The 11,942-nt window shown below is 58.8% G+C and carries 14 protein-coding genes and 1 tRNA gene; 11 read left to right on the top strand and 4 right to left on the bottom strand.

Going from position 1 to position 11,942, the window contains the following annotated elements; all coding sequences use genetic code 11:
- Positions 1–11 precede the first annotated feature (11 nt).
- The 3 genes from QZ196_RS06590 to QZ196_RS06580 are packed head-to-tail and all read right to left on the bottom strand — an operon-like array spanning position 12 to position 1,643.
- Positions 12–587: an HD family hydrolase gene (locus QZ196_RS06590; RefSeq protein ID WP_296424977.1), complete on the bottom strand. Its 576-nt coding sequence runs from the start codon at positions 585–587 to the stop codon at positions 12–14.
- Complete coding sequence (locus tag QZ196_RS17575; protein ID WP_366510953.1) at positions 588–986, bottom strand: hypothetical protein; 399 nt, start codon at positions 984–986, stop codon at positions 588–590. It abuts the gene before it with no gap.
- A gap of 3 nt (positions 987–989) precedes the next feature.
- Positions 990–1,643: an alpha/beta hydrolase gene (locus tag QZ196_RS06580; RefSeq protein WP_296424976.1), complete on the bottom strand. Its 654-nt coding sequence runs from the start codon at positions 1,641–1,643 to the stop codon at positions 990–992.
- A gap of 171 nt (positions 1,644–1,814) precedes the next feature.
- Here QZ196_RS06580 and QZ196_RS06575 point away from each other — a divergent pair, with 171 nt between their 5' ends.
- From QZ196_RS06575 to QZ196_RS06525, 11 genes are all read left to right on the top strand, one after another.
- Positions 1,815–2,276, top strand: coding sequence for an Rrf2 family transcriptional regulator (locus QZ196_RS06575; RefSeq protein WP_296424974.1), 462 nt, complete (start codon positions 1,815–1,817; stop codon positions 2,274–2,276).
- A gap of 63 nt (positions 2,277–2,339) precedes the next feature.
- Positions 2,340–3,368 (top strand): aminotransferase class V-fold PLP-dependent enzyme, encoded by a 1,029-nt coding sequence (locus QZ196_RS06570; protein WP_296424972.1) that lies wholly within the window; start codon positions 2,340–2,342, stop codon positions 3,366–3,368.
- Between the two features lie 14 nt (positions 3,369–3,382).
- Complete coding sequence (gene sufB, locus QZ196_RS06565) at positions 3,383–4,906, top strand: Fe-S cluster assembly protein SufB (RefSeq protein ID WP_296424970.1); 1,524 nt, start codon at positions 3,383–3,385, stop codon at positions 4,904–4,906.
- A gap of 108 nt (positions 4,907–5,014) precedes the next feature.
- On the top strand, positions 5,015–5,530 hold the full coding sequence (locus QZ196_RS06560) for a hypothetical protein (protein ID WP_296424969.1): 516 nt from the start codon (positions 5,015–5,017) through the stop codon (positions 5,528–5,530).
- A 94-nt stretch (positions 5,531–5,624) separates the two neighbouring features.
- Positions 5,625–6,221, top strand: coding sequence for a hypothetical protein (locus tag QZ196_RS06555; RefSeq protein ID WP_296424968.1), 597 nt, complete (start codon positions 5,625–5,627; stop codon positions 6,219–6,221).
- A 32-nt stretch (positions 6,222–6,253) separates the two neighbouring features.
- Positions 6,254–7,009: a Fe-S cluster assembly ATPase SufC gene (sufC, locus tag QZ196_RS06550; protein ID WP_296424967.1), complete on the top strand. Its 756-nt coding sequence runs from the start codon at positions 6,254–6,256 to the stop codon at positions 7,007–7,009.
- A complete protein-coding gene (locus tag QZ196_RS06545; RefSeq protein WP_296424965.1) occupies positions 7,009–8,295 on the top strand; it encodes a SufD family Fe-S cluster assembly protein in 1,287 nt (428 codons plus the stop codon). The genes sufC and QZ196_RS06545 overlap by 1 nt, the downstream gene beginning before the upstream one ends.
- On the top strand, positions 8,295–8,798 hold the full coding sequence (locus tag QZ196_RS06540; RefSeq protein ID WP_296424964.1) for a YIP1 family protein: 504 nt from the start codon (positions 8,295–8,297) through the stop codon (positions 8,796–8,798). Before QZ196_RS06545 ends, QZ196_RS06540 begins: the two co-directional genes overlap by 1 nt.
- The gene (locus tag QZ196_RS06535) at positions 8,795–9,391 is read left to right on the top strand and encodes a YIP1 family protein (RefSeq protein ID WP_296424963.1); all 597 of its coding nucleotides are present in this window, start codon (positions 8,795–8,797) and stop codon (positions 9,389–9,391) included. The genes QZ196_RS06540 and QZ196_RS06535 overlap by 4 nt, the downstream gene beginning before the upstream one ends.
- The gene (locus QZ196_RS06530) at positions 9,388–10,611 is read left to right on the top strand and encodes a cysteine desulfurase (protein ID WP_296424961.1); all 1,224 of its coding nucleotides are present in this window, start codon (positions 9,388–9,390) and stop codon (positions 10,609–10,611) included. The genes QZ196_RS06535 and QZ196_RS06530 overlap by 4 nt, the downstream gene beginning before the upstream one ends.
- Before the next feature lie 69 nt (positions 10,612–10,680).
- Positions 10,681–10,757 (top strand) — tRNA-Arg (locus tag QZ196_RS06525).
- A gap of 469 nt (positions 10,758–11,226) precedes the next feature.
- Here the strand turns inward: QZ196_RS06525 and QZ196_RS06520 are convergent.
- Entirely contained in the window at positions 11,227–11,865 is a 639-nt protein-coding gene (locus tag QZ196_RS06520) for a hypothetical protein (protein ID WP_296424958.1), read from the bottom strand.
- Positions 11,866–11,942: the final 77 nt, after the last annotated feature.

Genomic DNA, 11,942 nt, shown 5'->3' with positions numbered 1-11,942 from the left:
GGACCCCGCGTCTAGGCTGTGAACCACGCGTCGATGCGGGATTTCAGCGCGGTCCAGATCGCGGGGGCGCCGCGTTGGACTTTGATCCCGACGCGGGTTTGCAATTGGTCTGCAGTGACGTCGTATTGCGGCCATGTGCCGCCGTTGGTTTCAAGGTTGGCCACGACCGGCTGCACCCGGTCGATGGATTTGGCAAATATGGCGTCGTCAGTTTCGGCGGCTTCGAATTCTTGCCAAAGCCTGCGAAACTCGTCGCGCTGATCGGCGGGCAGCAGGCCAAAGATGCGGGCTGCGGCGGCCTGTTCGATCCGGTCTTGTTCGGCGGTGTCGTGGTTGCCGTGGATCGGGTTGTCGCCTGCGTCGATCTCGACGATGTCGTGGATCAGCAGCATCTTGATGACCCGGTCGATATTCACGGGCGTCGTCGCATGTTCGGCCAGCACCAGCGCATAAAGCGCGATGTGCCAACTGTGTTCACCGGAGTTTTCCCGCCGCGATCCATCGCACAGCGTCGTTGCGCGCAGGGTCGATTTGAGCTTGTCCGCTTCGATCAGAAAGGCCAGTTGCGCATCAATCCGGTCGGTCATTTAACGGGTGACACGGCGCGGCATGTTGGCGGCGGGTGTTGCGGTGTCCTGCGGCTCTGAGGCGGTGTCAACGGCGGGTGGTTCACCGGCTGCTTCTGCCGCAATGACGGCTTCTGCGGCTTCTTTGTCTTCGTCCGACAGACCCTGCAGCGGGGCCGCTTTGGGTTTTGGCGGCGCCTTGTAGCCGTTTGCGGCCCGCTGATCCAAGATCGCGCGCGCGCGCGCCTCGGCGCGGCGGACTCGGATCGCGGTCAGGTAGGTTTCCTGCAGCGTCTGGGATGAGGCCCCCAGAATTTCGCCGATCATATCGACCACGCCTATGTCGCCCGACGCCGCCTGATCAGCAAGCGCCAGATCCGCCAGTTCATTTGCGACCTTGTCAACGTAAGCGTCGGCCATGGTTTACCTCGAGGTTTCAGTCAGGCGGCGGCGCACGTAGGTTTTGACCGTGTCGATCATCGGGTCCATATACGGATCTTCGAAGAAGTGTCCGGCACCGTTCATTTCGTCATGGGTGACGGTGATGCCCTTTTGCTCATGCAGCTTGTTCACCAGATTGACGGTGTCCTGCGGCGGTGCGACGCGGTCGCTTGAGCCGTTGATGATCAGCCCGGAGGCCGGGCAGGGTGCAAGGAAGCTGAAGTCATACATGTTGGCAGGCGGCGACACCGAGATGAAGCCCGTGATCTCAGGCCGACGCATCAGCAGTTGCATGCCGATCCATGCCCCGAACGAGAAGCCAGCGACCCAGCAATGTTTGGAATTGTTGTTCATCGTTTGCAGGTAATCAAGCGCCGAGGCCGCATCGGACAATTCGCCGACGCCCTGATCGTATTCGCCCTGGCTGCGCCCGACGCCGCGTAAGTTGAACCGCAGCACGGTAAAGCCCATGTTATAAAATGCATAATGCAGGTTATAGACAACCCGATTGTTCATCGTGCCGCCAAACTGCGGATGCGGATGCAACACGATCGCAATCGGCGCGTCGCGGTCCTTTTGTGGATGATAGCGGCCTTCGAGGCGGCCTTCTGGGCCGGGGAAGATGACTTCGGGCATGTTGTTCCGTTACTGCTGCGGGGCACAAGCTATTCTTGACGAAAACGCTCGGGCACCTTAGAAAGATTCTAAACTTTGGGATTACCCCAAGTTCGTGGTTTCAGATGAAGTAATGACGCTGTAGCGCGCCGTCAATGGAGTTGCGCCCCTTTTGGGGCTGGAGGACTGGTCATGAAGTTAAGCACGAAGGGCCGCTATGCAATGGTGGCGCTGGCCGATCTGGCGCTGCAGCCGGGCGATGCCTTGGTAAATCTGACGGAGATTTCAAAACGCCAGGACATATCGTTGCCCTATCTGGAGCAGTTATTTGTGAAGCTCCGCCGTGCGAAGCTGGTGGAATCGGTACGCGGTCCGGGCGGCGGTTACCGTCTGGCGCGGCCGGCGTCCGACATTCGGGTGTCCGAGATATTGGGCGCCGTCGATGAGACGGTATCGGCGATGCACAAGGGGGCCGGTGCGTCTGGGGGCGCGTCTGGCAGCCGTGCGCAATCGTTGACGAACCGGCTGTGGGAGGGGTTGAGCGCGCATGTCTATGTGTTCTTGCATCAGGCCCGATTGTCGGATGTGGTGAGTAATGGGCTGGTCCCATGCCCGGCGGTGCCGGCATTGTTCGAGGTGGTCGATGATGTCTGATCTGGGCGGGGCGCTGCCCCCGGCCTGCGGCCGCCCCCGGGATATTTACGCTCGGAAGAAACGATGAGGGTCTATCTTGATCATAATGCCACGACGCCGCTGCGCGCCGAGGCGCGCGATGCGATGATCGCCGCGATGGATGCGGTCGGCAATCCGTCGTCCGTGCATGCCGAGGGGCGTGCGGCGAAAGCGATTGTCGAGAAGGCGCGCGCGCAGGTGGCGGAGGCTGTCGGCGCGTCAGGTGCGGATGTGGTGTTTACGTCCGGTGCGACGGAGGCCGCAGCATTGGCGCTGGCCGGGCGCGGTTTGCGTGCCGCCCTGATCGAGCATGATGCGGTGCATGCCTGGGTTGATCCCTGTCTGCCGGTCGTTGATGGCGCGGTGATGGTGGATGATCCCGCGAGCTGTGTCGTGCAGTTGGCCAATTCCGAAACCGGAATTGTGCAGGCGCTGCCGCAGGGGTTGGCGGTCACTGACATTACCCAAGGATTTGGCAAGGTGCCGTTTGCGTTTTCCTGGGCCGGTGTGCAGATGGTGTTTCTGTCGGCCCATAAGTTTGGCGGGCCCAAAGGGGTCGGCGCGCTGATTTTTCCCGCAGGCACCGATGTGGCGGCGCAGATCAAGGGTGGTGGGCAGGAAATGGGCCGCCGGTCGGGCACTGAAAACGTCGTTGCGATTGCCGGAATGGGCGCCGCTGCAGTGGCCGCGCAAGCCGATTTGGCCGCCGGACGCTGGGAACGGGTTGCAGAACTTAGAAATATTCTAGAAAAGGCCATTGAGGCTGCTGAGAAACGCACTATTTTTGTCGGGAAAGGGCAGAACCGTTTGCCCAACACCTCTTGCTTTGCCACCCCGGGGTGGAAAGGCGAGACACAGGTGATGGCGATGGATCTGGCTGGTTTCGCGGTCTCTGCGGGCTCGGCGTGTTCGTCGGGCAAGGTCAAGGTGAGCCGGGTGCTGCGTGCGCTGGGACTGGATGATGAACTGGCCGCAAGTGCCCTGCGCGTGTCGCTGGGTGTTGCGACAACACAAGATGAGGTCCTGCGGTTTGCAGCGGCCTGGACGGATAAACGGGCGCGCATGGTCGCCTGATGAGAGGAAAAACAATGGCTGATTTGGATTACGTCGAGGTCAAGGACGGTGTTGATCAGGAAACGGTTGATGCTGTTGCGGCACTTTCAGGTAAATACAAGCACGGGTGGAACACCGAGATCGAGATGGAGTACGCGCCCAAAGGTGTGAACCCCGATATCGTGCGCCTGATTTCCGACAAGAACGAAGAACCCGAATGGATGACAGCCTGGCGTCTGGCGGCATTTGAGCGTTGGGAAAAGATGCAAGAGCCGACCTGGGCGATGGTCAGCTATCCCAAGATAGATTTTCAGGACATCTATTACTATGCCCGCCCGAAAAGCATGGAAGTGAAGCCAAAGTCGTTGGATGATGTCGACCCCAAGCTGCTGGCGACCTATGCCAAGCTGGGTATCCCATTGAAAGAGCAGGCGATTTTGGCGGGTGTCGAGGGCGCGGAGGACATGCCTGCTGAGGGGCGCAAGGTTGCGGTGGACGCGGTATTCGATTCGGTTTCTTTGGGCACGACATTTCAGGCAGAGCTGATGAAGGCCGGCGTGATCTTCTGTTCGATTTCCGAGGCGATCCGCGAGCATCCGGAATTGGTGAAGAAATATCTGGGCACGGTCGTGCCGGCATCCGATAATTACTATGCCACGCTCAACTCGGCTGTGTTTTCGGATGGGTCGTTTGTTTATGTCCCGCCCGGTGTGCGTTGCCCGATGGAGCTGTCGACATATTTCCGCATAAATGCCGAAAATACGGGGCAGTTTGAGCGGACGCTGATCATCGCCGACAAAGGGTCTTATGTGTCCTATCTTGAGGGATGCACCGCGCCCAAGCGCGATGTGGCGCAGTTGCATGCCGCTGTGGTCGAGATCATCATCGAGGAAGACGCAGAGGTGAAATACTCCACCGTGCAGAACTGGTATCCCGGTGATGAAAACGGCGTGGGCGGGATTTACAATTTTGTCACCAAGCGGGCTGATTGCCGTGGCGACCGGGCCAAGGTGATGTGGACCCAAGTGGAAACCGGGTCTGCCGTGACGTGGAAATACCCAAGCTGCATTCTGCGCGGCGATGACAGCCAAGGCGAATTCTATTCAATCGCCATCGCCAACAATATGCAGCAGGCCGATACCGGCACCAAGATGATCCATCTGGGCAAGCGTACAAAGTCGCGCATCGTGTCCAAGGGCATTTCGGCGGGCCGTGCGCAAAATACCTATCGTGGTTTGGTGTCGATGCATCCCAAGGCCAAGGACAGCCGCAACTATACGCAGTGCGACAGCCTACTGATCGGCGACAAATGCGGCGCGCATACTGTGCCCTATATCGAGGTCAGGAATAACTCTTCCCGGGTCGAGCACGAGGCGACGACATCAAAGGTCGATGACGATCAGCTGTTCTATTGCCGGTCGCGCGGCATGGACGAGGAAGAGGCCGTGGCGCTGGTCGTGAACGGGTTCTGCAAAGAGGTCCTGCAGGCGTTGCCGATGGAGTTTGCCATGGAGGCGCAGGCGCTGGTCGCGATTTCGCTCGAAGGTTCGGTTGGCTGAGGATGTACGGACCGACCCCATCAAATTGTCGCGAGCCCGTCACGCAGAGGCCGTGTAATTGCCGTAGTCTGGGGCGATCAACGAAGCTGTGTCAGTATGGCGGAGTAAGTGATCGTGTCACCCAAAGGGATCGAAGATTTCAAGCATCGTGTGAAGCGGATCAACAATCCGCGCAACATGGCGTATTTCGACCCCGACTTGGGTATGCACATCCCCAAGCACGTGTCGCAGGACACGATCCGGCGCAATGCAAAGGCGCGCAAGCCGTCCTTTGTCGCGTTCATGGCGTCGCTGCTGATCGGGGCGGGCGCATTGGTTGGCGCGCAGGCGCTGCGGTTTCGCTATTTGCAGATGACCGAGATCAGCAATGCGACGCTGTTCACCGATCTGCTGCTGGCGACGCTGTTTGTGCTGACCCTGTCGGGGATGATGCGCTATCGGATGGTGCGGTATCGGGTCGCGCAGATGGCGGGTGTGGTGACGGTGCTGGTCGCGGGGCACAATCTGGTCTGGTATTATCCCGACGCGGCGGCCGTGGTGTATACCGCAGATTACGTGCAGATCGTGCGCGAAACGACTGCGCCGATGTCGCTGGTGTTTCGGGATACAACCTACGGCCTGTAGCGGGTGCGGCAACTGGGCGGGCTTGCGCATGACCGTCGCGGGGACAATCAAGCAGATTGCAAACCGGGCAACACGGTTGGTCAGGCCAGGATCGGTGCCGCCCAAACCATTGCAGCGCCCAGAGTTGACGCTGCCCGAACAAGAGGCCGCGTGGATCACGCAGGCCTATGAACAGGCCACATCAATTCTTGAGTACGGATCAGGTGGGTCAACGGTTTTGGCGGCTGAAATGCCGGACAAGACGATTTTTTCGGTAGAAAGCGACGCGACCTGGGCCAAGATGTTGGAGGGCTATATCAAGAGCGCGCAAACAGCGTCCCACGCCCACTTGCATCATGTCGATATCGGAAAAACCGGCAAGTGGGGCTATCCCAACGGCGACAAGATGGTGCGCAATTTTGCGGACTATTCACTGAGCGTTTGGGATCGTGACGATTTTGTCGAGCCGGACACCATCTTGATTGATGGCCGTTTTCGCGTCGGCTGCATGATGGCGGCGCTGTTCAGGTCAAAACGCCCGGTCACGGTCTACTTCGACGATTACGAAGATCGGCCCTACTATTGGGTTGTGGAAGAGTTCGTGACGAAGATGGAAACCCGTGGACGGATGGCGCGGTTCGAAGTCGCGCCGATCGGCATCCCCGCCGACAGATTGAGTGAGATCATCGCAATGCTGCATGATCCAAGATAAAACACCTAACAGAATTCAAAAGGGCAATAATGATGCTGGAAATCAAGGGCCTGAAGGTCAAACTGAAAGAAGAAGACAAGCAGATCCTCAAGGGTGTTGATCTGTCGATCGCACCGGGCACGGTCCATGCGATCATGGGGCCAAACGGGTCGGGCAAGTCGACGCTGTCTTATGTGCTGTCTGGCAAGGATGGCTATGAGGTGACCGATGGGTCGGCCATGCTGGAAGGCGCGGACCTGCTGGATATGGACCCCGAGGCGCGTGCTGCGGCGGGCCTGTTTCTTGCGTTCCAATACCCTGTTGAAATCCCCGGTGTGGGCAACATGACGTTCTTGCGGACTGCGGTGAACGCACAGCGCAAAGCCCGTGGCGAGGCCGAACTGAGTGCCGGTGAGTTCCTCAAGATCGTGCGCGAGAAGGCCAAGAGCCTTAAAATCGACGCCGATATGCTGAAGCGTCCGGTCAACGTGGGTTTTTCGGGCGGTGAGAAAAAGCGCAACGAAATTTTGCAGATGGCGATGCTGGAACCCAAGATGTGCATTCTGGACGAAACGGATTCCGGTCTGGACGTTGACGCGATGAAGCTGGTTGCCGAAGGCGTTAACGCGCTGCGGTCCAAAGGGCGCTCGTTTCTGGTGATCACACATTATCAGCGCCTGCTGGACCACATCAAGCCTGATGTCGTGCATATCATGGCGGATGGGCGTATCATCAAGACCGGTGGGCCGGAGCTGGCGCTGGAAGTTGAAAACAACGGCTATGCCGATATTCTGGCAGAGGTGGCCTGATGGCATTGGCAAAGCTGAAAACGGACACGACACAGGCTCGATTGGCGGGGCTGGTGTTGCCCAAGGGGGCTGGCTGGGCAACGGCGGCGCGGGCGGATGCCTTGGCGCGGGTGCAGCAAATGGGCCTGCCGACCAAGCGTGATGAATATTGGCGCTATACCGATCCCGCGTCGTTGACCGTTGCGGCGGCACCTGAAGCGGCGGTGTTTGTCAATGATGAGACACCGTTGTTTGATGCGGTTGACCGCATCAAGATTGTGTTTGTCGATGGTGTGTTCGACGCCGATGCGTCCGATGACCTGACCGGCGAAAACGTCCAGATTGAGCGGCTGGCCGATGCCATGGCCCGCGATATCCATTGGGCAAAGGATCTGTACGGTGTGCTGGAAACCCGCAGTCAAACCCCGGTCGAGCGGCCGCTGGCCGCGCTGAACACCGCGATGGCGACCGATGGCGTCGTGATCCGGGCGACGGGCGATGTCGCAAGACCGATCAACCTGATCTATTTGCACGCTGATCCCAAATCGGATGTGGCGCTGCATAATCTGGTCAAGGTCGAGGCGGGTGCCACAGTCACCTTGCTGGAAACCGGCCCGGCAGCGGCGCGTTTGTCCAAGGTTCTTGAGGTCGACGTGGCCGATGGTGGTGCGTTTCATCACGTGCGCGCCCAAGGTCGCGACCATGAACGCCGTGCTGTAACCCATTGCTTTTCAAGGATAGGTGCGGACAGTACGTTCAAATCCTTTACCCTGACGTTTAACGGTGTTCTGACCCGGAACGAATGCGTGATCGAAATTGTCGGCAATGATGCGGTGGCCCATGTGGCCGGTGCCTGCGTTGGCGACGGCGGCGATTTTCATCACGACGATACGGTGTTTGTGACACATGACGCATTGAATGGCGAAAGCCGTCAGGTGTTCAAAAAGGTCCTGCGCAATGGCGCCACGGGCGTGTTTCAGGGCAAGATCCTTGTCAAAGCCGGGGCGCAAAAAACCGACGGATATCAGATCAGCCAGTCATTGCTGCTGGACGACGACAGCCAGTTTCTTGCCAAGCCTGAACTTGAGATATACGCGGATGATGTGGCCTGTTCGCATGGGTCTACGTCAGGCGCGATTGATGAGGATGCGCTGTTCTATCTGCGCTCGCGGGGGGTGCCGATTGACGAGGCGCGCAACCTGCTGACGCTGTCGTTTCTGGCCGAAGCCCTGGACGAGATCGCGGATGCGGCATTGGCGGAGGATTTGCGCGACCGGCTGGAAGGCTGGCTGTCGCGTCACCGCTGATGGCTGTCACATCCGACATCATGCAGACCTGGCGCACGCCGCGCCAGGTGATGCGCAAACTGCTGGATCAAGGCAGGCGGGAGGATCGGGCGATTGTCTATCTGATGGTAGCCTGCGTGTTGATCTTTGTCGCGCAGTGGCCGCGTCTGTCGCGGATCGCGGCGGGGTTTGAGCCGTCGCCGTGGCCCGTTGAGATAAATTTCGAAGGCATGATGACGTATACATTCTATGCGTTGGTGGTCATGCTGCCTTTGGCCTTTTACGGCTTGGCTGCGATTGCGCGGCTTGTGGCCATGCTTTTTGGTGGGCATGGCAGTTGGTATTCTGCGCGGCTGGCGTTGTTTTGGACATTGCTGGCGACGTCGCCGTTGTTGTTGCTCCATGGTTTGGCCCGTGGCTTTGTAGGGCCGGGCGTGCAGGCAAATCTGGTCGGATTTATCTGGCTTGCGGGCTTTGCACTGCTCTGGTTTCAATCTGTGCTAGAAGCGGAAAGTTCCCGATGACACTGAATTTCGAAAGCTTTATGCGCGCGATCTGGCAAAGCATCATCGACCCCGCTGAAATGGCGCGCCGGATCAAGGAGATGCGGTTCGACATGGGCAGCCTGTGGGCCGCGCTGGCCTTGACAGCGGTGCTGAATGTGCTGTTGTTGGCGGGTTTGCAGATGGTGTCACCGGTGCCGATGACGTTTCAGGACCAGATGATCACCTTGACGCCTTTTACCTACACGGTGATGATCAGCAGCTTTTTGTTTCTGTTCGTGTTCGCCACACAAAAGGTCGGGCAGTTGATGGGCGGGCAGGGCAGTCTTGCCCAGACCGTTGCGATTGTCGTTTGGTTTCAGGCGGTCAGCTTGACCTTGGAAATCGGGCAGTTGGCGCTGATGCTTTTCAGCCCGCTGGCGTCGGCGTTGTTCGGGATGGTTTCGCTGGGTGCGCTGTTGTGGTGCATGGTGAATTTCATCACGGTACTGCATGAGTTCGAAAGCCGTGCAAAATCCATAGGTACGCTGGTTGTGGCGCTGCTTGGCACGGCATTTGGCGCGGGCATGTTGCTGGCGTTGCTTGGCGTCGGTGCCGTGGGAGGAACGATATGACATATGATGTGGCCGCAGTGCGCGCCGATTTCCCGATCCTGTCACGTCAGGTGAACGGCAAGCGGCTGGTGTATCTTGATAATGGGGCCTCGGCGCAGAAACCGCAGGTGGTGATTGATGCGATCACGCGCGGCTATGCCGAAGAATATGCCAATGTGCATCGCGGTCTGCATTACCTGAGCAACCTTGCCACCGATAAATATGAGGCCGTGCGCGGCACCATTGCCCGGTTCCTGAACGCGGCGTCCGAGGATGAGATCATCATGAACTCGGGCACCACCGAGGGGATCAACATGGTCGCCTATGGCTGGGCCATGCCCCGGTTCGCACCGGGTGATGAAATTGTCCTGTCGATCATGGAACATCACGCCAATATCGTACCGTGGCATTTCCTGCGTGAGCGGCAGGGTGCGGTGATCAAATGGGTGGATGTGGACGCGAACGGCGATCTGGACCCGCAAAAGGTGATTGATGCGATCGGCCCCAAGACGAAATTGGTGGCCGTGACCCATATGTCGAACGTGCTGGGCACCGTGGTGGACGTAAAAGCGATCACGGCCGGTGCTCATGCCAAGGGCGTGCCGGTGCTTGTCGATGGCTCGCAGGCGGCGGTGCATATGCCGGTGGATGTGCGCGATATCGGCTGTGATTTCTATGCGGTCACCGGGCACAAGCTGTATGGCCCATCGGGGTCCGGCGCGATTTATGTGCGCCATGACCGAATGGCCGAGATGCGCCCGTTTATGGGCGGTGGCGATATGATCCGCGAGGTGGGCCGGGATGTGGTCACCTATAACGACGCGCCGATGAAGTTCGAGGCAGGCACACCGGGCATCGTGCAGACGATCGGCTTGGGCGTGGCGCTGGATTATATGACGGGGCTGGGGATGGCAAATATCGCCGCCCACGAACGCGCGCTGCGCGATTACGCCCGTGCGCGGCTGGATGGTTTGAACTGGGTAAATGTGCAGGGGACGTCGGCCACCAAAGGCGCGATCTTTTCATTCACGCTGGACGGTGCGGCCCACGCCCACGACATTTCGACAGTTCTGGACAAAAAAGGCGTGGCGGTGCGCGCCGGTAGCCACTGCGCCATGCCATTGATGGAACATATCGGCGTCAGTGCCACCTGTCGTGCATCATTTGGTCTGTATAATACGACCGATGAAGTTGATGTGTTGATTGACGCGCTTGAGCTTTGCCACGATTTGTTCGGGTAGGGCAGTGTGACATGCGGCTGACGTTTTGGCGTTGCGGGTGCGTAAACCCGACGCTATAGACAGCCACAGGCACCCGTAGCTCAGCTGGATAGAGCGCTGCCCTCCGAAGGCAGAGGCCACAGGTTCGAATCCTGTCGGGTGCACCAAATACCTTATTTAAAACAACATGTTACAGGGTGTTAGGCTAGCCGGCAGTTTTGTTGGGTTTCTTGGTTCAGCACAGGTTCAACAGCGTGCTGAAAATCGCCAATCCGAATCCGCTAATCAGCGTAAGTTCTCAGGGCGTGATCCGCAGTCGCCAACGTCCTCGCTTAGCACCGACTTGCTCGACCCTCAGCGTTCCAGCCAGCATTGTGTTTACGGTCCTGACTGCCGCGTGCAGGTCCGCATGCATTTTTGTGCGTGAAGGACCGCCATCAGGATCGTCGGCATAGAGGGCATCAAATAGCCGCTCGGTCGTCATGATCTGTCCGCTTGAGGCCCATACGGCACGCAAGATCGCCTCGGGGTGGCCTTTGATCCGGTGATGCCGCACGAAGTCATCAATGGACCTCACGCCTTCCCCGGCCCCGCACATGGGGCAGGCGGGCCGTTGTGCCTGCATGATAGTCGAGGTCATCGCCGACCGTACCCCCGTCGCTTCGCCTCAAGAATGACAGTGGCGATCAACTTTTTGTTGTTTCCGGCCCCTGTCGCTTCAAGGCTTCTGATCAGGCCAGGTGCGACTTGCTCCATATCTTGAATGAATGCGCGTGCAGCGTTCAGGTCGCTTTCGATTGCTGGGCCATGCTCCGACTGCAATTCGGCCATTGTGGCCTCTGCCATTTCAGCCCGCTGGTCCTCTGAGAAGCCATCGCCTGCCGTTTCATTGTATGCGCGCAGGGCTTCGTTCAGGACCTCTGCCGGTGTGCCCGCCGCTTTCATGTCAGCCACCAGTGATTTCCCCGCCTGCCCCAATTCCGCAGATCTTTCGCTGTCGCCGTCCTGGAGTGCTGCAAGGGCGGCTTGGTTAAAGAATGCGTCCGTCTCGGCGGCATTGAAGGCGGCGCTGTCCTCATAAGAAAGTTCGGCGCTGTCCTTTGAACCGGTGTCATGTTTTTCCTGCCGTGTCTGCCGACGCACCGGTGCTGCATCTTTGGGGTGATCGTCGGGATAAAGAACCGCCTCGGTCGTATCCGAAGGCCGATGCGCTGGTCTGGCATCGGGTGCAGGTGCCGGTTGATCATCGGGATAGAGTGAATTCAAGTCGGTCATTTTGTGCCTCCATCAGCTTCAGTGAAGTGGTCCGGCAAAACTGGACAGCGTGCTAAGATGTATCCAACCCGAACGAA

It is taken from the genome of Yoonia sp., from assembly GCF_017854565.1.
Classification (GTDB): domain Bacteria; phylum Pseudomonadota; class Alphaproteobacteria; order Rhodobacterales; family Rhodobacteraceae; genus Yoonia.
Note: the sequence above shows the minus strand (reverse complement) of the source record. Positions and strands in the feature narration are given on the sequence as shown.